The sequence below is a fragment of the Ruegeria sp. H6 genome, from assembly GCF_056532975.1.
The window spans coordinates 52,661-75,212 of the sequence record NZ_JBQFOA010000002.1; the positions used below are offsets into that span (position 1 = coordinate 52,661).

21 protein-coding genes and 1 riboswitch are annotated in these 22,552 nt (G+C 58.5%); of the genes, 10 read left to right on the forward strand and 11 right to left on the reverse strand.

Annotated elements, in window-relative coordinates; genetic code table 11:
- Positions 1 to 170: 170 nt before the first annotated feature.
- Positions 171 to 1,274: a GTP cyclohydrolase FolE2 gene (gene folE2 / locus ACR0AG_RS04905; RefSeq protein WP_480836987.1), complete on the reverse strand. Its 1,104-nt coding sequence runs from the start codon at positions 1,272 to 1,274 to the stop codon at positions 171 to 173.
- 184 nt (positions 1,275 to 1,458) lie between these two features.
- Complete coding sequence (gene metZ, locus ACR0AG_RS04910; protein WP_480836989.1) at positions 1,459 to 2,649, reverse strand: O-succinylhomoserine sulfhydrylase; 1,191 nt, start codon at positions 2,647 to 2,649, stop codon at positions 1,459 to 1,461.
- A 58-nt stretch (positions 2,650 to 2,707) separates the two neighbouring features.
- A riboswitch (SAM riboswitch) is annotated at positions 2,708 to 2,785 on the reverse strand.
- A 131-nt stretch (positions 2,786 to 2,916) separates the two neighbouring features.
- On the opposite strand from metZ, the gene ACR0AG_RS04915 reads away from it, so the two are divergent.
- A complete protein-coding gene (locus tag ACR0AG_RS04915) occupies positions 2,917 to 3,615 on the forward strand; it encodes a glutathione S-transferase N-terminal domain-containing protein (RefSeq protein WP_480836991.1) in 699 nt (232 codons plus the stop codon).
- A gap of 19 nt (positions 3,616 to 3,634) precedes the next feature.
- Here the strand turns inward: ACR0AG_RS04915 and ACR0AG_RS04920 are convergent, their stop codons facing one another.
- Together ACR0AG_RS04920 and ACR0AG_RS04925 are read right to left on the reverse strand one after the other, a co-directional pair.
- Positions 3,635 to 4,543, reverse strand: coding sequence for a DMT family transporter (locus tag ACR0AG_RS04920; protein WP_480836994.1), 909 nt, complete (start codon positions 4,541 to 4,543; stop codon positions 3,635 to 3,637).
- 93 nt (positions 4,544 to 4,636) lie between these two features.
- Positions 4,637 to 6,478, reverse strand: a complete 1,842-nt coding sequence (locus ACR0AG_RS04925; RefSeq protein WP_480836996.1) for an amidohydrolase — start codon at positions 6,476 to 6,478, stop codon at positions 4,637 to 4,639.
- A gap of 333 nt (positions 6,479 to 6,811) precedes the next feature.
- Between ACR0AG_RS04925 and ACR0AG_RS04930 the strand changes: the two genes are divergently transcribed.
- Both ACR0AG_RS04930 and ACR0AG_RS04935 read left to right on the forward strand, forming a co-directional pair.
- A complete protein-coding gene (locus ACR0AG_RS04930) occupies positions 6,812 to 7,135 on the forward strand; it encodes a 2Fe-2S iron-sulfur cluster-binding protein (RefSeq protein WP_039534845.1) in 324 nt (107 codons plus the stop codon).
- Positions 7,135 to 7,902 (forward strand): FG-GAP repeat domain-containing protein, encoded by a 768-nt coding sequence (locus ACR0AG_RS04935; RefSeq protein ID WP_480836998.1) that lies wholly within the window; start codon positions 7,135 to 7,137, stop codon positions 7,900 to 7,902. The genes ACR0AG_RS04930 and ACR0AG_RS04935 overlap by 1 nt, the downstream gene beginning before the upstream one ends.
- A gap of 65 nt (positions 7,903 to 7,967) precedes the next feature.
- Here the strand turns inward: ACR0AG_RS04935 and purD are convergent, their stop codons facing one another.
- Positions 7,968 to 9,230, reverse strand: coding sequence for a phosphoribosylamine--glycine ligase (gene purD, locus ACR0AG_RS04940; RefSeq protein ID WP_480837000.1), 1,263 nt, complete (start codon positions 9,228 to 9,230; stop codon positions 7,968 to 7,970).
- A 75-nt stretch (positions 9,231 to 9,305) separates the two neighbouring features.
- On the opposite strand from purD, the gene xseA reads away from it, so the two are divergent.
- Together xseA and ACR0AG_RS04950 are read left to right on the forward strand one after the other, a co-directional pair.
- Complete coding sequence (gene xseA / locus ACR0AG_RS04945) at positions 9,306 to 10,793, forward strand: exodeoxyribonuclease VII large subunit (protein ID WP_480837002.1); 1,488 nt, start codon at positions 9,306 to 9,308, stop codon at positions 10,791 to 10,793.
- Positions 10,794 to 11,435, forward strand: a complete 642-nt coding sequence (locus ACR0AG_RS04950) for a glutathione S-transferase family protein (RefSeq protein ID WP_480837003.1) — start codon at positions 10,794 to 10,796, stop codon at positions 11,433 to 11,435. It begins immediately after the preceding gene.
- Here the strand turns inward: ACR0AG_RS04950 and ACR0AG_RS04955 are convergent, their stop codons facing one another.
- Positions 11,436 to 11,831 carry a hypothetical protein gene (locus ACR0AG_RS04955; RefSeq protein WP_480837005.1) on the reverse strand — a complete coding sequence of 132 codons (396 nt, stop codon included), beginning with the start codon at positions 11,829 to 11,831 and terminating at the stop codon, positions 11,436 to 11,438.
- 147 nt (positions 11,832 to 11,978) lie between these two features.
- On the opposite strand from ACR0AG_RS04955, the gene ftsY reads away from it, so the two are divergent.
- From ftsY to ACR0AG_RS04980, 5 genes are all read left to right on the forward strand, one after another.
- Complete coding sequence (ftsY, locus tag ACR0AG_RS04960; protein ID WP_480837007.1) at positions 11,979 to 13,076, forward strand: signal recognition particle-docking protein FtsY; 1,098 nt, start codon at positions 11,979 to 11,981, stop codon at positions 13,074 to 13,076.
- A gap of 88 nt (positions 13,077 to 13,164) precedes the next feature.
- Positions 13,165 to 14,067, forward strand: a complete 903-nt coding sequence (locus tag ACR0AG_RS04965; protein WP_480837009.1) for an EamA family transporter — start codon at positions 13,165 to 13,167, stop codon at positions 14,065 to 14,067.
- Positions 14,068 to 14,084: 17 nt separating this feature from the next.
- Positions 14,085 to 14,690: an inner membrane-spanning protein YciB gene (locus tag ACR0AG_RS04970; protein WP_480837011.1), complete on the forward strand. Its 606-nt coding sequence runs from the start codon at positions 14,085 to 14,087 to the stop codon at positions 14,688 to 14,690.
- Positions 14,691 to 14,809: 119 nt separating this feature from the next.
- Positions 14,810 to 15,478, forward strand: coding sequence for a Crp/Fnr family transcriptional regulator (locus ACR0AG_RS04975; RefSeq protein WP_480837012.1), 669 nt, complete (start codon positions 14,810 to 14,812; stop codon positions 15,476 to 15,478).
- Positions 15,479 to 15,877: 399 nt separating this feature from the next.
- Positions 15,878 to 16,876, forward strand: coding sequence for a Hint domain-containing protein (locus ACR0AG_RS04980; protein ID WP_480837014.1), 999 nt, complete (start codon positions 15,878 to 15,880; stop codon positions 16,874 to 16,876).
- 228 nt (positions 16,877 to 17,104) lie between these two features.
- Here the strand turns inward: ACR0AG_RS04980 and ACR0AG_RS04985 are convergent, their stop codons facing one another.
- From ACR0AG_RS04985 to gor, 5 genes are all read right to left on the reverse strand, one after another.
- On the reverse strand, positions 17,105 to 18,553 hold the full coding sequence (locus ACR0AG_RS04985) for a Do family serine endopeptidase (RefSeq protein WP_480837738.1): 1,449 nt from the start codon (positions 18,551 to 18,553) through the stop codon (positions 17,105 to 17,107).
- Between the two features lie 163 nt (positions 18,554 to 18,716).
- Positions 18,717 to 18,911 carry a DUF2065 domain-containing protein gene (locus ACR0AG_RS04990; protein ID WP_480837015.1) on the reverse strand — a complete coding sequence of 65 codons (195 nt, stop codon included), beginning with the start codon at positions 18,909 to 18,911 and terminating at the stop codon, positions 18,717 to 18,719.
- Positions 18,911 to 19,789, reverse strand: coding sequence for a protease modulator HflC (gene hflC, locus ACR0AG_RS04995; protein ID WP_480837016.1), 879 nt, complete (start codon positions 19,787 to 19,789; stop codon positions 18,911 to 18,913). Before hflC ends, ACR0AG_RS04990 begins: the two co-directional genes overlap by 1 nt.
- Positions 19,789 to 20,934: an FtsH protease activity modulator HflK gene (hflK, locus tag ACR0AG_RS05000; protein WP_480837018.1), complete on the reverse strand. Its 1,146-nt coding sequence runs from the start codon at positions 20,932 to 20,934 to the stop codon at positions 19,789 to 19,791. Before hflK ends, hflC begins: the two co-directional genes overlap by 1 nt.
- A 72-nt stretch (positions 20,935 to 21,006) precedes the next feature.
- Positions 21,007 to 22,365: a glutathione-disulfide reductase gene (gene gor, locus ACR0AG_RS05005; protein WP_480837020.1), complete on the reverse strand. Its 1,359-nt coding sequence runs from the start codon at positions 22,363 to 22,365 to the stop codon at positions 21,007 to 21,009.
- Positions 22,366 to 22,552 lie beyond the last annotated feature (187 nt).

The window sequence follows — 22,552 nt, forward strand, 5'->3', positions numbered from 1 at the left end:
CGGCTTCCTTTCAGGCTGTGCCGCAAGACTTGGCTTGGGTCACAGCAGCTGCACTCGGGATCAAGACTAAAGCAAAAACCAAGCATCTGCAGCAAGAAATGCTGCATTGCGGCAAAAGAGCGCCGACGTTCAGATTAGCCGCAAAAAATCAGCGCCTTGTGCCGCTATTTTCAGCCAACATGAAACAAGGTGGTGAACAGGCGCGGGTCAACGCTGGCCGATTCAAAGGTCGGTCCCTCGGTCAGAATCGAGATCGCGTCATGGCTGTGCAGACTTTCCTGGTGGCTGGCAATCACCCGGAAATCCCCGACATGGTGATCGGCCTGCAGTTCGGCGCAAAACAGCCGCGCCGCGTCTTCGACAAAGATCGGATTGGCCGCGTTTAGCTCAGCAAAGGCCTGTTCGTCTTCGCGTTTGACCATGACCTGCGTTTCCGTGGGCACGGCCCGACGACACAGCGCAATCAGGTCTTCGAACCACAGGCAATCCGCATTGCAATCCACCACAACCGAGATCCGCGCCACCGATCGTTGCGAATGCGGCGTCGCCAGCTGCCCTCGGGTCGCGCGGGCATGTTCGCTCAGTTCCAGCGAACAGGGACAGGTCGAGGAATAGACATAGTCCAGATGCATGATCTTGAGGCGTTCACCGTCCTTTTCAACCAGCTCCAGCGCGATGTCATAATACTGGTATCCAGACAGGCCCGACCGCAGGCTTTCCACCTTGTCCGGGTAGGAAAACCGCATCTGTATCCGGGCATCGGGGCTGTCCAGATCGGTCAGGTAATCATTCAGGGCCGCTTCCATTACCTCAAAGCTGAACGTGCGCTCGGCATGTTTGTAGAAAGACCGCATGATCCGGGACATGTTGATGCCCTTCTTTTCAGCCTCCAGACTGACCGATCCGGTCACCGAAGTCTCAAGCGTCAGGTCGTCGCCGTCTTTGCGGTGAAACCGGATGGGCAGACGGAAGTTTGAAATTCCCACATGCTGAATCTGCTGCTTGGCGCCACGGATCAGGCTGGAGGGCCCGTTCTGCAAATCCGGCAGGGACGCTTTGTAGCCCTCATCAACCTTGAAGTCTTCGGGATATGCACGCGACAGCGTCGGATAGTTTTCAAGCGCCCGGCCCGGCAGAAGTTTCGCAATGGCTGGGTCCAGCTGGCTGATCTCGGCTTCGGATGCGGAAGACGCCCATTGCCGCAAGACCTTCAACGCGGCAGCGGCTTCGTCACGTTCAGGTGCATCTTCCAACGCGCGCGGATGTACGTTCATACGTAGGTTTCCTTGTCTGGCCGGCTGATAATAGACGATTGCGGGGCAGTGAACAGTCCTTAGCGATACGGTGACCCTATCAAAACGGATCGCTTTTTTCTCCGCATTTGCGGCATTTTGTTAAGAAAATCGGTCAGAAAGGCCAAATGCCGCCGAGCTTTTGATCAGATCGGCGGCTTGTGGGTCACCGCTGCGATGCGTCCAATGCGGCCTTGAGGTCCGCCAAAAGATCATTCGCATCTTCCAGGCCGACGGAAAAGCGGATCAGGCCCGGTGTAATACCAAGCTCGTCGCGCTGCTCTTCGCTTAGGCGCTGGTGCGTGGTGGTGGCCGGATGCGTCGCGATCGACTTGGCATCGCCCAGGTTGTTGGAAATCACCGGGATGGTCATCGCATTCAGGAAAGCAAACGCCGCGGGCTTGCCGCCTTTGATGTCCAGCGACAGAACCGTGCCGCCCTTGCCGCCCAGCTGTGACTGAACCAGATCGTTTTGCGCATGGGTTTTCAGACCCGGATAGAGCGTGCGCTCCAGCGCCGGATGACCTTCCAGCGCTTCGGCAATCTTTTGGGCCGTATCGGTTTGGGCGTTCACACGCAGGGCGATGGTCTCAAGCCCTTTGAGCATGATCCACGCGTTGAACGGGCTGAGCGCGCCGCCCGTGTGTTTCAAGTAAGGCTCAACCGTACCCCGGATAAACTCTTTGGTGCCGATAATCACGCCGCCCAGCGCCCGGCCCTGCCCGTCAATGTGCTTGGTCGCTGAATAGACCACCACATCAGCGCCTTGTTCGATGGCGCGCGAATAGACCGGGGTCGAAAAGACGTTGTCCACGATGACAACGGCCCCAACCGCATGCGCCAGTTTGGATACGGATTCGATGTCGATCACCTCAAGGGTCGGGTTCGACATGGATTCGAAGAACACGGCCTTGGTGTCGGGACGTATCGCGGCTTGCCACTGTTCCAGATCGGTTCCGTCGACAAACGTCACCTCAACCCCAAAGCGTGACAGGATGTTTTCCAGGATATAGAGGCACGAACCAAACAGCGCCTTGGCCGAAACCACGTGGTCGCCTGCCTTGAGCATGGATGTCAGCGCGCCGTTCACGGCCGCCATGCCAGAGGCGGTGGCAAAGGCATCCTCGCCCCCTTCCAGCGCGGCAACGCGTTGTTCGAACATCGAAACGGTCGGGTTGCCGTAACGGGCATAGATGAACTCATCCGGGCCGCATTCCAGAAACCGGGCCTCGGCCTGTTCCGCGTTTTCATAAACGAAGCCCTGCGTCAGATAGATCGCTTCGCTGACCTCGTTATACTGGCTCCGACGAATGCCGCCGTGGACGGCTTGGGTGCGTTTGTTCCAGCTCTCGCTCATGTCGTTCCTTTCAGCCCCAAAGGGCAAACAAAAAACCCCAGACGCGGCCAAGCGAAAGGGGTCTTTCATCCTGACCTTTTAGCGGTGTTGTTTAGCGTGGCCCGCAATCCGGTAACAAATCGCCACGTGGTGCTGTCGCGTTTACGCCTCGGCCATTCTTTCGTCAAGAGTGGCGCAAGATCACTCACGGTTTCGTAACTCTTTGCGCGGCCCCCTTGCCGAATGGGCAAAAACCATCATGATCGCGACCAACCAAGCGGAGGACGCATGACACAGCCGATCGACCTGTATTTCTGGCCCACGCCCAATGGCTGGAAGGCTTCCATCGCTTTGGAAGAAATGGAGCTGCCTTATCAGACCCACCTGATCAATATCGGCAAAGGCGATCAGTTCGATCCTGCATTTCTTAAGATCGCGCCTAACAACCGAATGCCCGCCATTGTCGACCATGACGGCCCGGGAGGCACACCGGTTTCGGTCTTTGAAAGCGGAGCGATTCTGATGTATCTGGCCCGCAAGACCGGGCGGTTCTATGGCAAGACCGAGCGGGATCGGATTGCTGTCGAAGAATGGCTGATGTGGCAGATGGGCGGAGTAGGCCCAATGGCCGGTCAGGCGCATCATTTTCTGAAATATGCACCTCAACTGGATCCGCCGCAGGACCTGCCCTACCCCAAAGATCGCTACCGGTCCGAGGTCGGGCGCCTTTACGGCGTGCTGGATCGCCGTCTGGCGCAAAACGAATATGTCGCGGGCGATTTCTATTCGATCGCAGACATGTCGATCTGGGGCTGGGCCAGCTTGTGGGAAGGCCAGCAGCAGGTTTTGGACGACAAGCCCCATTTCGCCCGCTGGCTGGAAACCGTCAGCGCCCGCCCGGGCGTTCAGGCCGGCCGCGCCCTGCACGCCAATTTGCGCGGCGATCACCGGGACAAGCGATCACAAGGTGTGTTGTTCAAACGCTAAATCCGATGGCAAGAACGTCTTAGCGCGAGCGTAGCGCAATGATGACGCCTGCCAGGACGATGAACAGTATGCCCAGTACCTGCCAGCCGCCCACGGGTTGTCCAAAGGCGATCCAGGCGAAGAAAGGCCCGAAGATCATCACCGAATACTCGAAGACCGAGACATAAGACGGCTCACCCAGTTGGTAGGATTTGATGATCATGAACACGCCGCAGACCGAGCCCACGGATTGCAGCAGAATCAGCGGCACCGCTTCCCACATGGGCCAGACCCAGGGTCGCGACACGAAAAGCACTTCGTCACCGGGCTGCCACATGGGCCAGATCATCAGGAACAGAGTCCCCACCCCACCCAATAGTCCCAGCGTGACCCACATCCCCGCCAGCAAGGCCACCGTGCTTTCGCCCGCGCACATGCTGCGCGTTGCGATGGCGCCCAGCGCATAGAAGAAGCCCGCACAAACGGGGATCAGCAGAGTGGCATCAAACTCGGCCGGGTTGGGTTGCAGGACCAGTATGATCCCGGAAAACCCGACCGCCACGGCGATGATGCGCCAGATGCCAATGCGCTGCCGCATCACTCCTGCGGTGATCAGCAAGATGAAAATCGGTGAGGTGAACAAACCGGCCAAAGCCTGCGCAATGGGCATCATTGCCAATGCCGTGAAATAGAACAGCATCGAAACCGCCACCAGCAGGCTGCGCAAGGCCACCGCCCACAGGCGCACGGGTATCAGACTGCCCAACCCCATCAGCGGTAGGACCGCCACCAGAGGCCAGGCCATCAACGCTCGGGTCAGGTGAAACTGCCATAGCCCGATCAGTTCCGACAGCGGCGCAATGAAATTGTCGATCACACCAATCACCAGCATGGCGCAGATCATCAAACCCGCAGCCAGAAGCGGTCGGTCTTTATGCGGTGCAGTCATTCAGGAGCCAAAGCTTTGTTTCATCACCCGGAGCAATCTCCGGCTGCGACACAAGCGCTTATTTTCCCACCGGTTTCAAGAGATGTTTTGCCTTCAGTCCTTTCGAACAAGGGCATTTGTCAACCAAGGACGCTCGACCCCCATTCCCTGATACACCGCATGCAGAAACCTGTGGGCGACCACCGGGTCCGTCGAGAAAGGCGAAAATCCAAGGCTGCCTTTTTGGACACCTGTGTCGGCCTCGTAAACCACGCGATCCCCTTTGACAGTGACCAGCACCTGCACATCCTCAAGCGTTTCGGGGTCGATCGCTGTCGGATCCTGCGACAGGATCACGAAATCAGCCTGCTTTCCGGGCTCGATCGTCCCTTTGCTGTCCTCTTCAAAATGCTGCCATGCCGGCCAAATTGTCATCGCTTTCAAGGCCGTCATCACATCCACCCTTTGGTGCGGGCCCAGAATGTCGCCCGACCGCGTGCGACGCGTCACCGTGGCGGCCAGCACGCGCATGCTGTTGGGAAATGCGACGGGCGCGTCGTGATGGGTGCCAAACATCATGCCCCGTTCCCGTATCCAGCCGGTGGGTGAGATGTTTTCGGCGTTGACTGGACCAACCGTGTGATCGCGGTGCCAGTCACCCCAGTAAAATGTGTGCATCGGAAAGACCGAGGGAAACACACCCAGACGCTTATAGGCTGCTACCTGATCCTCGCGCAGGAACTGGCCATGGATCAGCACGGGCCGGTTGCCGGGATCGCCGTATTTCATCTGCGCCACTTCCAGTGCGGCGATCAGCATATCGGATGCGCCTTCGCCGTTCGAATGAACCAGAATCTGGAACCCGTTCTCATAGCACCAGTTCACCGCATCCTGCAGTTGTTCCATCGAGATCGCGGCGTACCCGGCATATCCTGCCGGGTACACGCCGACAGGGTCGTAATATGGCCGGTCCCTGAGCGCGGTGAACCCCTGGGGTGAGCCGTCAATGGTCAGCTTACAGCCGCCAACGCGCACACCATCGGTGTAATCCAGCGACATGTTTTCCGCGATATAGTCCTGCGATTCCAACACATCCGGGAATGCGACCACATCGATGGGCAGATCTCCACTGGCTGCCACTTTCTTGAGCGCCTCAACGATTTCACCCGAAGAGCGCCCCTCTTGACCGGTGGTATAGCCATAGCTTGCCCAAAGCGCGCTGCCCGCTTTGGCAAATTCTTCAAGCCCTTCTTCGCCCAAGCCACCGAGCAAGGGAACCAGAACGGCAAAAAAGGCGTACTCCTCCAACACTCCGTTGGGTTCGCCCGTGTCGTCACGCTGGATCACGCCGCCTGCGGGCGCTTCGGTTTCGGCAGTGATACCCGCGATCTCCAGCGCTTTGGAGTTCGCCACGCCAAGATGGCCGGACTGGTGAATAATCACCACCGGCAGGTTTGTGGAGACCGCGTCAAGCTCTTCCCGCGTGGGGTGGCGCAGTTCCGCAAGCTGTGCGTTGTCATAGCCAAAGCCGACGATCATCTGCACCTGGCCCACGGCTTCGGCATTGTCTTCGGCCCATTGGGTCAGCGTGGCCTGCAGGCTTGCGATATCGGTTACCGCGCCGTCGGGCGGGGATAGCAGATTGGCCGACAAGGCCTGCAACCCGCCCATCACCACATGACCGTGGCTGTCAACGAAGCCGGGCAGCATCGTGCGCCCGTCCAGATCGAATTGCTGGGTTCCTTCGCCCTGATGCGCCCGGATTTCGGCCAGCGAGCCAGTGGCCAGGATGCGCCCGTCTTTGACGGCGACCGCCTCAATCGTCGGCATTTCATCGGTGATTGTCAGGATCGGCCCGCCGGAATAAATCGTGTCAGCCACCTCCTGCGCGGAAACGGAGTGCGCCCAGAAGGCTGCGCTGGTCAGGCCAAGCAGGAAAACCGGGAAAATGCGCATGACATTACCTCGCTCAGGATTTTGGAGATCTATGAACAAAGTAGCACAATCTCATTCGCCTTTGTGAATTTCATTTGAGGGGATGACTTTACGTCTTGTGACCACTCACCCCACGTCAGCACATCTGGGCGGCTAGCCGAAAGACAGACCAGCGGGCTCGGCCAAGCCCAAGTCCAGGTTGCGGGTCGAACAAGCGCAGTAACCTTGAGAACAAAGAATGAACAATTGTTAGGAATGTCCAGACATAGCGTTCTGAATCGCAAATGAGACTGGAAAGACCTAAATGCCTTGACTAAGGAAGAATTCGAACATCGCAAAAGGAAGACGCACGCAATGGCAAAGATCACCTATGTCGAGCATGGCGGTACCGAACATACTGTCGAGGTCGCCAACGGACTGACCGTCATGGAAGGAGCCCGTGACAACAACATCCCCGGCATCGAGGCCGATTGCGGCGGCGCCTGTGCGTGCTCGACCTGCCATGTCTACATCCACCCCGACTGGGTCGAGAAAATCCCCGCCAAGGACGACATGGAAGAGGACATGCTGGATTTCGCCTACGAGCCCGACCCGGCTCGCTCGCGCCTGACCTGCCAGATTAAGGTCACCGACGCGCTGGACGGTCTGGTCGTCCAGATGCCGGAAAAACAGATCTGATGCTAAAGAAAGCGCCGCGCCTGCCCGCCCGCCCGTGGCGATCTTGGGCGCGCGGCGCGCTGCTGATGTTGAGCTTGTGGTTGGCGGGGATGGACCAAGCCGTTGCGGGCGAAACCATTACATCCGCCAAATTCATCGACCCGACAACCCGCTACGCCCATGGTGTATTGGGCGATGATATCGAATATGGTGGGCTGGAGCTTACTGTCCAAACCACAGGAACCACCTCGGCCACGTCCGTATTGACAGTGCAATTGCCGCAAGATCGCGTTTTCGAAGACCTCGCGCCGCGACTGGTGGATATCACCAAGAACGGCTCACCAGAGGTCATCGTTGTTGAAAGTCAGACTGATACCGGCGCGCAGCTTGCCATCTATGACGCAAGCGGAACTAAGATCGCTGCCACGCCTCATATTGGCACCCGCAACCGCTGGCTCGCCCCCATCGGAGCCGCTGATCTGGATGGCGACGGCAATATCGAAATCGCCTATATCGACCGCCCGCATCTGGCTAAAACCCTGCGCATCTGGCGCTTCGAAAATGGTGACCTGACCGAAATTGTCGCCCTTCGCGGCCTCACGAACCACAAGATCGGTGAAGATTTCATCTCTGGTGGGATACGCACCTGCGGAAGCCGCTCGGCACTTGTCGTGGCAAGCGCAGACTGGTCTCGTGTTGTTGGCGTGTTTTATGAAAACGGCTGGCAAACCGCTGACCTTGGCCCTCTCAAAAGCCGCAAAGACCTGACCGCAGCCCTCAACTGCTGATCCGCCCCTTTTTCTGACTTAGTATTTCACTGGGCCGAAGCCACTGCGCCTGCCCTGTTAACCGCTCAGAGCGCGCGCCAACCGATGTCGCGGCGATAGAAGCCCTCCGGCCAATCGACTTTGCCAACCATCGCATAGGCCTGGTCCCGCGCCTCCTGCAGGGTCTCTCCCCGCGCCGTGACATTCAGTACACGCCCACCTGCGGCCACAACCTGACCGTCAGCGGCTTTGGTTCCCGCATGGAAAACCATGTTTCGGCTGTCTTCGGTCAACGCGTCCAACCCTTTGATCACGGTTCCTTTTTCATACGAGACCGGATAGCCAGTGGCGGCCATCACAACCGTTATCGCGTGATCGTCAGCCCAATTCACGCGGGTTTCGCCCAAGCGTGACTCGGCAGCGGCATGCAGCAGGTCCAGAACCTGAGCACCCAGACGCATCATCAGAACCTGACATTCCGGATCGCCAAAGCGCACATTGTATTCGACCAGGCGCGGCTGACCGTCCTTGATCATAAGCCCGGCGTAAAGCACGCCCTGAAATGGCATCCCGCGCCGCTTCATCTCGGCCATGGTTGGACGAATGATCTGATCCATCGCGCGCGCCTCAACCTCGGCGCTTAGCACCGGGGCCGGAGAATAGGCTCCCATGCCGCCGGTGTTCAGGCCGGTATCGCCCTCGCCCACGCGCTTGTGGTCCTGCGCGGTTCCGATGGACAGAACCTCTTCGCCGTCACACAGCACGAAAAGAGAGGCTTCTTCCCCCTCCATGAACTCTTCGATCACCACCTCGGCCCCAGCGCCCCCAAAAGCACCGCCGAACATGTCGTCGATGGCCTCCAGCGCAGTGTCTTCGTCCATCGCAACGATCACGCCTTTGCCCGCGGCCAGACCATCTGCCTTGACCACGATCGGTGCACCTTGCTGTCGGATGTAATCCTTGGCAGGCGCAGCCTCGGTAAAGCGCGAATAAGCTGCCGTAGGCGCGTTCGCGGCGTCACAAACCTCTTTGGTGAAGCTTTTCGAAGCCTCAAGCTGCGCCGCGTCAGCCGAAGGTCCAAAGACCAGAACCCCGGCCTCGCGCAGCCGATCCGCCACACCTGCAGCCAGGGGTGCCTCCGGGCCGACGATCACGAAATCAATCGCGTTTTCTTCGGCAAATCCTGCGACAGCGCCACCATTTTCGATGTCCAAAGCCGCGCATTCTGCGATCTGCGAAATCCCTGCATTGCCCGGAGCCACAATCAGCCGGTCGCATTTGGGGTTTTGCATCACCGCCCATGCCAGGCTGTGTTCGCGCCCGCCGCTGCCGAGGATGAGGATGTTCATGAATGCGCTCCGATCTGCTTGGCCTTGCCTGCGCGGCGTTCTAAGCTGGGCAGGCATTTGACACAAGGCGCTGAAATGTCCGACCTGCTTGATGACCCGATCCCGGGCCAGAATACCCCCGAATACACGGTGTCCGAGGTCTCGGGCGAGGTGAAGCGCACGCTTGAGGGCACATTTGGGCGAATCCGAGTGCGCGGTGAGGTCGGGCGTGTGTTCAAGGCGCGATCCGGGCATTTGTATTATGACGTCAAGGACGACCGGAATGTGCTGGCCTGCACCACGTGGAAAGGTCAGATTTCCGGCCTGTCCGTGGTGCCCGAAGAAGGGCTTGAGGTTGTTGTCACCGGTCGTCTGACCGCCTTTGGCGCACAGTCGAAATACAACCTCAATGTCGATGAGGTCGCCGTTGCCGGGCAAGGCGCCTTGATGGCATTGCTGGAAAAGCGCAAGAAACAGCTTGAAGCCGAAGGTTTGTTCGCACCCGAGCGCAAGCGACCCCTACCTTACCTGCCCGAAATCATTGGCGTTGTCACGTCGCCTTCGGGGGCCGTGATTCGCGATATCCTGCACCGGCTGCGTGACCGGTTTCCGCGTAAGGTGCTGATCTGGCCAGTTGCCGTTCAGGGTGCAAACTGCGCGCCAGAGGTCACTCGCGCCATTGAAGGGTTCAATCGCCTGACCCCGGGCGGCGCGCTGCCCCGCCCTGACCTGATCATCGTCGCGCGCGGGGGCGGTTCGATAGAGGACCTGTGGGGGTTCAACGAAGAAAACGTAGCCCGCGCCACCGCCGCTTCGGAGATACCGCTGATCTCGGCCGTGGGGCACGAAACGGACACCACACTTATCGACTATGTCTCGGACCGCCGCGCGCCCACGCCGACCGCTGCTGCGGAGCTGGCCGTGCCGGTCCGGATGGAGCTGCTGGCCTGGACTGGAGAGCAAGGCGCGCGTCTGTCTCGTGCGGCAACCGACGCGGTGCAACGGCGGGCGCAACGTCTGCGCGATGTATCACGGGCCCTTCCCCGTGCCGACTCCCTGCTGGACACGCCGCGTCAAAGGTTGGACCAAACGGCAGACCGGTTGCCGAATGCGCTGATCCGTGGCGTACAGAACAGGCGGGTCAAACTGCTCGACATGTCAGCCCATCTGCGCCCGTCTACCTTGCGTAACTTGGTGGACGCGCGAAAGGACCGGTGTCACAATTTGGCTTCGCGCCTGTCGCTACGGCCGATCCAACGCGAATTGACGACACGCCGCGACATGCTCACCCGCCTGGCCGAACGACTGGATGCAGCCCAATCCACACGGCTGGATCGCCTGCGCCAACAGTTGGAGGCCACCGACCGGTTGCGCGAAACGCTCAGCTACAAAGCGACGCTTGAACGGGGATATGCGGTCGTGCGATCCGGCAAAGCCATCCTGACCCGCAAATCCGAGGCGCAAGGCCACAAGTCCCTGGAGATCGAATTTGCAGATGGCAAACTGAATGTCGGGTCCGGACAACCCGCAAAACCATCCGCAAAGAAACAGCCCGACGCGCCCGATCAGGGATCATTGTTCTAAATGCTGTCCATCTGGGGCCGCAAAACGTCATCAAACGTACAGGCCCTGATGTGGTGCGTCGGTGAGTTGTCACTGCCCTATGAGCGGCACGATCTTGGGCATCGTTTCGGCGGACTGGATACGCCCGAGTTTCTTGCCCTCAATCCCAACAGAACCATTCCGGTTCTTCAGGATGGCAAAGGCCCAATACTGTGGGAAACCGGCGCAATTCTGCGGTATCTGGCCGACGCATATGGCGATGATCACTTTTGGCCACAGGACCGTGCGCGGCGCGCTGAAATCGACAAATGGGCGGACTGGGCCAAGCTGAACGTCGCCATGGGCTTTACAGTGCCGGTGTTTTGGCAAGTGGTCCGCACCGCCTCACGAGACCAGGACGCGCGAGCGCTGGACTTAGCGCTGGCCAATTTGAACGCAAAACTGTCCATCGCAGACGCGCAGCTTGCAAATGCGCCCTTTCTGGCAGGCACTGATTTTACTCTCGCAGACATTCAATTGGGCCACGTTCTCTACCGATATTTCGACATCGATATCCCGCGGCCCCTGTTGCCAAACCTGCAGCGGTACTACCCTGACCTGACCCAACGCCCCGCTTTCCAAGAGCATGTGATGATCAGCTATGATGACCTGCGTGTGCGTTGACTAAACGCCAACCTCGGGCCCGAGGCACAGCATCTCTTCGCCGATATCTTCCGCCTCATACAGCTCGGTTGATTGCGGGTCGCCCTCGAACTGTGCAATCAGCCCGCCACCGGATCGGCTGAACACCCAGCATTGCGGGTCGCTGCGGTCTTCGTAGAGAAAGCAGATCTGACTGTCTTGTTCATACCAGATCCCTTTCTTGCAATCGCCGTCCAGAAAGGACCAGATCACCCGGCGGTTGGGCAGATAGCGCTCGACCCCGTAGACCTGACCGCCAAACCCGTAAAACAACGTTTTTCCACGCGTATAGGCGTCAAATTCATCCGCCGACAGGGGCGACTGAGCTGACGCGGCCTGCGCAAACATCACCGCAAGAATCATAAGGCACTTTTTCATAGCCTCATCTTGGCAGATGGCATCACCAGACACCATTCACGCTTTGTCGCGCAGTGCCCGATATCGCGAACTGCGCCATGCTGCGCTGACCCTTTGCAACTGGCGCAAATCCGCATTAGGTGAAGGTAACACCTGCGGAGGCCCAAGATGGCGTTTTTTTCCAAGCTTAAGGACAAGTTGTTCAAATCCTCTTCTCGCCTCGAAGAAGGGTTGGATGCCATCGTGGAAGACGGTGGAGAGAAAGCCGCCCCCGAACCGACGCCGGAGCCTCAACCGGAACCTGTCCAGGCTGAACCTACGCCCCTACCGATTGAAGAACCGGCGGCAGCCATCGCGGAACCGGAACCCAGCGCGGAACCCAAAGGTCTGATCGGGCGCCTGTTCAATCGCGGCGACGACCGTACCGTTGTGCGCCGCGCGCTGGACGACGACATGCTGGAACAGCTCGAAGAGCTGCTGATCGCCTCAGATATGGGCGTCGACACCGCCTTGCGCGTCACCTCGAACATGGCCGAGGGGCGCTTTGGCCGTAAGCTTTCAACCCTTGAGATCAAGCAGCTACTGGCACAAGAGGTCGCCCGCGTGATGGAACCCGTGGCCAGACCGCTGCCGATTTACCCCAAGCGCCCGCAAGTGGTGCTGGTTGTCGGCGTCAACGGCTCGGGCAAGACGACCACCATTGGTAAACTGGCCAGCCAGTTCAAATCTGCAGGCAAAAAAGTGGTCATCGCCGCAGGTGACACGTTCCGCGCCGCGGCTGTGGAACAATTGCAGGTTTGGGGCGACCGTGCCGGTGTCCCGGTCCTGACCGCCCCCGAAGGCTCAGATCCTGCATCACTGGCCTTCGACGCGCTCACCAAAGCGCAAGAGGACGGGGCGGACCTGCTTATGATCGACACCGCAGGCCGCCTGCAAAACCGCGCCGACCTGATGGAGGAACTGGCCAAGATCGTCCGCGTTATTCGCAAGGTCGACGACACCGCGCCGCACAACACCCTGCTGGTGTTGGACGCCACGACCGGCCAGAACGCCCTCAGCCAGGTTGAAACCTTCCGCAAACTGGCAGATGTTTCTGGCCTGGTGATGACCAAGCTCGACGGCACCGCCAAAGGCGGCGTGCTGGTGGCACTGGCCGATAAGTTCGGCCTGCCCATCCACGCCATCGGCGTCGGGGAACAAATCGACGACCTCGCCCCGTTCGACCCCGAAGAATTCGCCGCCGCCCTGACCGGCCTGCAAACCTGACCCAACTCTTCTTTTGTTCAAAAATACCTTCGGGGGGTGTGGATGGCAGGCAGCCCCCACCCTCTCACCCCAGTAAAAAGGCCGATAATTGAGCGACTGGCTGATCTCCCTCGAAGGCACCGAAGCTGGCCATCATCTCGCCCTTGGTCTGGCGCTGATGGCGGCCTTCCTGCACGCTGTTTTTGGCGCACTGCAAAAGGGCCGCCATGACCCCTGGATGTCGCGCGGCGCGATTGATGCCTGCTATTGCCTGATGGCAGCCCCCTTTGCCTTTTTTGTGGTCCCATGGCCAGAACCCTATATGTGGCCCATCTTCGCCGTCGTCTGGCTAATCCATATCGGCTACAAGGTCCTGCAGGCCGCTGCCTACACCAAGGGGTCCTACACCGTCGTCTACCCGGTCGTGCGCGGCACCGGTCCGCTCTTTACAGTGATCGGGGCCTACCTGCTGTTCGGCGAGACCTTCTCGACCATACAATGGCTTGGTGTCGCGACGCTGATGGCGGGGATTTTCGGCCTCGCCGCCTATAATCTGCGCTATCTAGAAACAAACAGGGAAACGCTGGGCGTCGCCCTTGCGCTCGCGCTGGCGACTGGGCTTTTTGTCGCGCTCTACACCACCTATGACGCCTATGGCATTCGCGCCACTGCCGACCCGTTCACCTTTCTGGCGTGGTTTTTCATGATCGACGGGGCCGCGATGCCCATCTATGCCGTCCTCAGATACCGCGCCATGATCCACCGCCCGGCGCTTGGGCCATTGATGCTGCGGGGGATTGCGGGCGGTATCATTGCCCCGCTTTCATTCGGTGCCATCATGCTCGCCACCCGCCTCGACAAGGTGGGGGAAGCCGCCGTCCTTCGCGAAACATCGACCGTCTTCGCCGCGCTGATCGGTTGGCTTGTGCTAAAGGAAACCGTTGGCCCGCGCCGCATTGCGCTGATGGCATTGATTGCACTTGGCGCCGTAATAGTTGAAATGGGCGGGTAAGCAGTAGGACGCGACATATGACAGGTCAGAAACCGATCAACCCCTTCCTGAAACAAGCGCTGGAGCTTGGGCCGCCGCTGGCGTTCTTCTTCATCTACCTGCGCCTGCGCGACGACAGTTTTCTGATTGGTGGCACCGAGTATTCGGGCTTTATCGTCGCCACGATCATCTTCGTGCCGATGATGCTGGCCGCAATGGGCATCCTTTGGTACCTGACCGGGAAACTGAGCCGCATCCAGATCTTTACGGCCTTCATGGTGATCGTCTTTGGCGGGCTGACTGCCTGGTTCAATGACGAACGGTTTTTCAAAATGAAAACCACACTAGTCTATGGGTTCTTTACCGTCACACTGGGCATCGGCCTGCTGCAGGGCAAATCCTACCTCGCCTATGTGCTGGACGAGATGCTGCCCATGCGCGACGAAGGCTGGATGATCCTGACGCGGCGGCTTTGCGCATGCTTTGCGGTTCTTGCTATCGCCAACGAAATTGTCTGGCGCACGATGTCCACCGATCTTTGGGTCAAGATCGAAACCTTCGGCTTTCCGATCGCTCTGATGGCGTTCCTGATGTGGCAATTCAACAAGCTGCAGGTCTACATGGATGAACCGGATCAGCAATAACCCCTGCCCAAAATCGTGAACGCGCTGGTAGAAAATCCGATTAACGCCTTGGCTTAAGGGTTAACCTGTGAAAGGTTTAACCACCACTCACAGCACTCAACCGGAGAATCGCGCGTCGTATGATGGCCTTTCCGAACAGCGGCTTTCTGTCAGAAGCCTCCGAAGAACTTCGCACAATGCTCGCCGCGCAAGCATCCGAGGTTGTCCTTGAACGCGGCGAGATACTGTTTGAACAGGGCGACGAAGGGGACGCCTTGTTTGCCATATTGGATGGTGCGCTCGAAGTGTCGTTCCTGGCCACAAGTGGGCGGAAACTGTCGCTCAGAATGATGCGCCCCGGTGAGGTCTTTGGCGAGATCGCCCTGTTTGACAACGGGCCAAGAACCGGAACCGTCACCGCCGCGGAACATTCACGGGTGCTGAAAGTGCGCCGAAGGGATGTCATGAATCAGGTGCGCCAGCACCCTGAGCTTGCGATTGACATGATCAATCTGGCTGGGCTGCGAATGCGGTGGATGGGTGCGCAATTGAACGAGCAGGTGTTCTTGCCGATGCCCGTGCGATTGGCGCGCAAGCTGTTGCATCTTGCGGATCAACAGGGCGGCCCGACACAGCAGATCACCCTGTCGCAAAGCGAACTGGCCGAATTTGTCGGGGCCACGCGCGAGGCGGTCTCGAAAACCATATCGACGTGGAAGCGCAGCAACGTGGTCGAAGCCTCCCGTGGCGGCTTGCTTATTCAGGATTTCGACGCGCTGCGGCAGTTGGCAGAATCCGACCTCATCTGACGCACAGCCCGCTGTGACCCGCTTCACAGACCCGATGGGGAATCGGGGATAGAGTGATTCTTGTTACCGTCGGAGGCCGGGTTTATCATCCCCGATATCTGTCCACCCGCCTCTCCCTGTACCGGAGCCATATGCCTTCCCCGGCATATGGCTCTTCGGTTTCTTCGGAGGGTTCAGAGGCTGGGGCACATATCCGAGGCCCCAAAAAAGTGATGAGATTTCAGCGCTTATCTGGCTGACGACCTGCTGCACGCTGCAATGCGGTCAAGTAGCCGCTCTGCGCCACACATCCAATTTTTAATAAAAAAGTCGAGTTTCCCGCTGCGAAACTCTGATAACACTGCAATATCTCAATGTGAGATGATGTTTTGAGGCCAGTTTCAGTTAAAAGGTTTTCACATGGCGACCTATGATCTGCTTGTTTATGAAATTGCCACCGGCGATGACACGTTCCAGAACACGGGGAACTTCACCGTCGTCGAAGCGGGTGTGTTGACCATTGAAGAACTCAACGGAGTTGACGACGGCGCCGTAAATGATTTTACCCATGGCCCGAACTCATTTGACGCAGATGATCAGGAGGTTATTGCCTCATCTGTCTCGGGTATCCCGGTCGGCAACACGATTGATGCGCGGTACTCAATTTCGATCACCGGCAGTGACGGCAGTTCCGGAACAATCTACGTTCTGTTCCAAAATGAAGAAGCATGGGGCGGTCCGACGACGCCTTACCCCTATATCATCTCCACAATCCCTCTGGACCCTTCGGTTACCTATACGTTTGGTGCAAACAATGTTGAGGGCTTTGTCGATGTTGACGACCTTTATATTTGCTTTGCGAAGGGCACCAAAATCCTGACCGAGACGGGTGAGAAACCCATTGAGGACCTGAGACTGGGTGACCGGTTGGTGACAAAACATAACGGGCTGAAACCCGTCAAGTGGATTGGCAATCGAACCGTAAATGCCCTTGGCAAGGCAGCTCCAGTTGTTTTTGAGCCCCATTCGATCAAGAACACCGAGCGGCTGGTGCTTTCCCCGTTACATAAAATTGTACACGAAGGCTGGGACGCCGAGCTTTTGTTTGGTGAAGCCGAAGTCTTTGTCGAGGCCAAATCCATGGTCAACGGAGGCACGATCCGACAGGTCCCCATGGCCCGAATTACCTATTTTCACATCATGCTGGACGATCACGAAGTAATCTTCGCCAATAGCGCAGAGGCGGAAACGCTTTATCTGGGCAAAGGCGCACGGGACTTCATGACCGATGAGCAATTGGACGAAGTGTTTTCGATCTTCCCAGAGCTGATGGACGAAAGATCCGGCGCCATCGGGCCGCAGGTATTGCCGTCTCTCACCAACAAAGAGGGCCGCGTTCTGGCCCGAGCCGGGCATTAACGTTTGCTTCTGCGTCTTCTTCAAGCCGCCCATGTTGCTGTGTTAAGGCAGCGGACGGCACAGATGCATAAACCCTTCATTTTTTGGACTCTGACAATACCTGTGCTTTGTCGCTTTCGACGCCAGTAAGCGTTGCCGCGCTTTGCTGTTCATATTGCAATTGAAACAAGCGGACTCAAAAAAAGGGCCGGTCAATCACCGGCCCTTCTGCATTCTGTATCTTCAGAACTACTGTTCCAGGCTCAGCGCGACAAAGCGCGGCTCACCGCCCCTGCGGACAAGCAGCAGCAGCGATTTGCGTCCGGCTTCGTTCGCCTCGTCAATGCGCGCTTCGAGGTCGTCAATCGATGTCACCTTCTGCTGACCGGCTTCGGTGATCACGTCACCGGCACGCAGACCTTTCGCATAAGCCTCGGACGCCTCGTCGACATTGGTGACAACCAGACCTTCTGCATCCGCTTCAAGGCCCATCTCTTCACGCAGGGTATCGCTGAGGGGCGATATGGTAAGCCCCAGGATATCCTTGTCCTCTTCGGCGGGATCATCGCTGGCTTCGGGTGTGCCCTCTTCCTCGCGTTCGGCGTCCTCACGGCGGCCCAGAGTCACCAGGACCGTTTGCGTGCCACCGTCACGATGCACGACCACGCGCACGGCTTTGCCAACGGTGGTTTCGCCGACCTGACGCACCAGACCGCGCGTGTCTTCGACCTCGACACCATCAAAGCTGATGATCACGTCGCCCGCCAACAGACCCGCATCCTTGGCGGGGCCATCCGGGACATCGCTGATCAGCGCACCGCCCGGTTTGTCCAGCCCCATCGCTTCGGCCATGTCTTCGGTCACGTCCTGAATGCGCACACCCAGCCAACCGCGACGGGTTTCACCGAACTCGCGCAGCTGGTCGACCACCTTGGTGACCACATTCGACGCCATCGAAAACCCGATCCCGATGGACCCGCCATTGGGTGACAGAATCGCGGTGTTCACGCCGATCACCTCGCCATCCATGTTAAACAGCGGCCCGCCCGAGTTGCCCCGGTTAATCGCCGCGTCTGTCTGGATATAGTCGTCATAGGAACCGCTGAGCTCTCGGTTGCGGGCCGAAACGATGCCCGCGGACACCGAAAAACCCTGACCAAGCGGGTTGCCCATGGCAATGACCCAATCGCCCACACGGGCTGTGTCGCTATTGCCGAACACCACATATTTCAGCGGACCGGATGCTTCGACCTTGAGCAGAGCGATGTCGGTCTTTTCGTCCCGACCAATCACTTTTGCCGGCAGTTCCTTGACCGGCTGCCCGTCGCCGGGGAAGAACTCTACAAGGATTTCATCAGCTTCGGCGATGACATGGTTGTTGGTAACAATAAAGCCATCCTCGGAAATCACGAAACCAGAACCCAGCGCGTTGCTGCGGCGCGGACGATTGTCTTCGCCGCCATTGCGATCCTGAAACTCACGGAAAAAATCCTCGAACGGCGAACCCTCGGGCACGATCCCTTGTGGGCCGGTCTGCCCCTCGATCAACGTGCTGGTGGTGATGTTGACCACTGCAGGGCTGATCTTGTCCGCCAAAGGCGCCAGGCTTTCGCCGCGCGCCTGGGCCGCAATCGTTTGTGCCAGAACCAGCAGTATTGTGGCGAACCCCAACCAAACCAACCGCATCTTCATTACCATCTCGTCCCGCCGGACGGAAATACTGCGTGCCTGTGCCTGCACTTGGGATCTCCTTAAAATACTGGTGGCCGCTAGGCGACTTGATCTGGAAACAATGTAGTCGGTTTACACAAGCCCGCAACTCAGGATCGCGCGTTTGTCACCAGTATTTGAGGCGGATTTCTCAGAAACCCACCTGATATGCCGCCCAAAGCAGCACCAGACCGCTGACGGCGCATAACAAACCGACCAGCCGACGGGCCTGATCCGGCAATGCACGCAGCGCCTCGAGCATGCGTTCAACAAGCGAAGGGGCCAGCGCATAGGCCAGCCCCTCGACGATCAGCACCAGCCCGAAGGCCAGCATAATCATGCCCATCACTGGCTTCTCTGACCAGTTGGGGATTTCAGATAGTTGAAGAACTCGGAATCCGGGCTAAGCACCAGCGAACTGTTTCCACCCTGCAACGCGTTCTCGTAGGCCGAGAGCGAGCGGTAGAATTCAAAGAACTCCGGGTCCGCGCCGTAAGCTTCGGCAAAGATCGCGTTGCGTTCGGCGTCAGCTTCACCGCGAATGATCTCGGCCTCGCGGTTGGCATCGGAGACGAGTTCCACCACAGTACGATCCGCCTGCGCGCGCACACGCTGCGCCGCCTCGTTACCACGAGCGCGTTCATCGGTGGCTTCCCGTTCACGCTCTGCCTTCATCCGGTCAAAGGTTGCTTCAAGGTTCGCCTGCGGCAGGTCGGTCGCTTTCAAACGCACGTCGATGACGTTCACGCCCAACGCGCGGGCCTCGGCGATTGCGCTGTTCCGGATACGCAGCATCAGAGCTGCACGGTCAGAGCTGAGGATATCCCGAGAAGAAACCGAACCCAGAACTTCCCGCGTTTCAGCGCGCAGGATACGGTCCAATCGATCCTCGGCCACAGGGATACCGCCGACACCAACGGCTTGACGGAACTGTTCCAGATCAGAAATCCGATAACGTGCAAAGGCGTCGACCACCAGACGGCGATCATCCAGAGGCGTCACTTCTAGCGGCTGAACATCGATGGACAGGATACGGTCATCATAGCGGACAACTTCCTGAATGAATGGAATCTTGAACGCTAGTCCCGGCTCTTCATTGACATCGACAACCCGACCAAATTGCAGAACTAGAGCACGCTCGCGTTCATCGACAATGAAGATCGAAGACAAGCCCAAAACGCCGATAACGACGACGAGGATCAGGATAACGGGTGACTTACGCATTAGTTGCCCTCCCCAGAAGAATTGTTACGGCGCAGTTCATTCAGCGGCAGATACGGCACGACGCCCTGCCCTGATCCTGTCGAGTTTTCGTCCAGGATGATCTTGTCCACGTCACCCAGAACCTGCTCCATCCGCTCCAGATACAAACGCTTGCGAGTCACGTCCGGTGCTTTGGAGTATTCTTCAAGAACTGCGCTGAAACGGCTGGCCTCACCCTGGGCGCTGTTGATCTGCTGGGCGCGATAGGCTTCGGCCTCTTCCAGGACCTGTGCTGCTTCACCGCGAGCTTCCGCCAGGACACGGTTGGCATAGGCATCCGCCACATTCTGCAGGCGGTCACGTTCTTGAGCCGCGGCCTGAACGTCACGGAACGCTGCGATCACGTCCTGCGGCGGGTCTGCTTTGTCAAAGTTCACGCGGATGATGTTGATCCCGGAATCATAGCTGTCCATCGTAGACTGAATGAGTTCTTGCAAACGTTCCGCGATCACACCACGATCCCGGTTCAGGATCGGTGCGAGTTCGCTTTGCGCAATAATCTCACGCATCGCCGATTCCGACACAGCGCGGATCGTCTGACGCGGATCGCGCAGGTTGAACAGGAACTTGGCCGGATCGTTGATGTTCCAAACGACCTGATAGTCGATATCGACCACGTTCTCGTCGCCGGTCAGCATTAGGCCATCGTCACTTCCACGCGCGCCGCCCATATCTTCGGTCTGTTCGCGCGTCACTGGAATGACCTCTGCCGTGACAAAAGGCCAAGGCGCAAAGTTCAGACCCGGATTGCCGACGGCTGAAAACTCACCCAGAAACAGTTCAACGGACTGTTCTTCGGGTTTGACAGTGTAGAAACTCGCTAGTCCCCAAAGACCTACTGCTACGACAAGGCCAATCGCAATCGTGCCTTTGGTAAACGCCGGACCACCACCTCCGCCCGAGCCGTTGGTGCCACGGCCACCGCCGCCGCGACCGCCCATAAGGACGCGCAGCTGCTCCTGACCTTTTTTCATCAGCTCATCGATCTCGGGGATCTGCGGGCCGTCGCCTTCGGGGGGCTTGCGCCCGTCCCCGTTGTTACCCCGATTTCCTCCACCACCAGAGGAGCCTCCGCCCCCCCAGGGGCCGCCGCTGTTGCCCGCCATATGTATCAATTCCTTCGTTTAGGCCCGTGTGTTCACGGGGTCCCTTGTAACTTGTGTGTGCGCCTTTGCAAATCAAGCCGTGCGTACAGGTTGCCGCATTGTCACCAGTTCTTCGGCCATCACCGGATGCACCGCAACGGTGCGGTCGAAATCTTCCTTGGTTGCGCCCATCTTGATGGCAATTCCGGCCAGCTGGATCATCTCGCCCGCGCCGGGTGCAACGATATGACATCCCAGTACTTTGCGCGTTGCTTGACTGACGATCAGCTTCATCAGAACCCGTTGCGTGCCGCCTGCAAACGATTTGTGCATGGGCTTGAACGAGGTTGCATAAACCTCAACCGGTTCCTGCGCGGCTGCGTCTTCTTCGCTCAGACCGACCGTTCCCATCTCGGGCTGCGTGAAAATCGCCGTCGGGATCAACTCGTGATCCACCGGGGTCGGGTTGCCTTTGAAGACGGTTTCGACAAAGGCCATGCCCTCGCGAATGGCCACGGGCGTCAGATTGACCCGATCCGTCACGTCGCCGATGGCGTAGATCGATGGCACGCCGGTCTGGCTGTATTCGTCCACGATGATCTCACCCTTGCGACCGCGTTCCACGCCAATCGCTTCGAGGCCCAGATTGTCGGCATTCGGTGCGCGACCTGTGGCGTACATAACGACGTCAAAACGATCCTCGGTACCGTCCGTGGCCTTCACCCGGATCTGGTCGCCATCCTTGGTCATCTCAAGCACGTTTGTGCCCAGACGGACGTCAATGCCGTTCTGGCGCATCTCTTCGCAGATCAGCCCGCGTGCTTCTTCGTCAAAGCCACGCAGAATCTGCGCACCGCGATAGAACTGCGTGGTCTTGACGCCCAACCCGTTCATGATGCCGGCAAATTCACTGGCAATATACCCACCGCCCACGATCAGGATGCTTTTGGGCAGTTCGTCCAGATGGAAAATCTCGTTCGATGTGATCGCCAGGTCCGAGCCCGGAAACTCTGGCACAACCGGGCGGCCGCCGGTTGCGATCAGAATGTGCTTGGCGGTCTTGCGGGTGCCATCGGCGAGTTCAACCGTGTGCGCATCAACCAGATGCGCGCGCTGGTCAAAGCTCTCGACGCCGTTGTTCTTCAGGATATTGCGGTAGATGCCTTCAAGCCGGTCAAGCTCGACCACCAGTTTGTCGTGGAACGTGTTCCAGTCAAACGCGCCGGGTTGAATATCCCAGCCATAGGCCTGCGCATCTTCGACGGTTTCGGAAAACTCGCTGGCAAAGACCATCAGCTTTTTCGGCACACAGCCGCGGATCACACAGGTGCCGCCGTAGCGGTCCTCTTCGGCCAAAGCGACCTTGGCACCATTTGCACCTGCCGCCACCCGCGCCGCACGAACCCCGCCCGAGCCGCCACCGATGACGAAAAGATCATAATCAAAGCTCATCTACCTTGCCTCTTTCAATTGTCCACAAGCGCCGCAACGGCCTTGCGAGGGGTGTATCCGATTGCGCGCCACTGTCCAGTGCGATCCCTTGATCAAAGACCCCAGCGCTGCTCGGATGAGTTGGTCAGATATGCGCTGAACCCCATCTTTCAACGCAGCCTTTCAACCAAGGTCCTCTTCTTCGTCA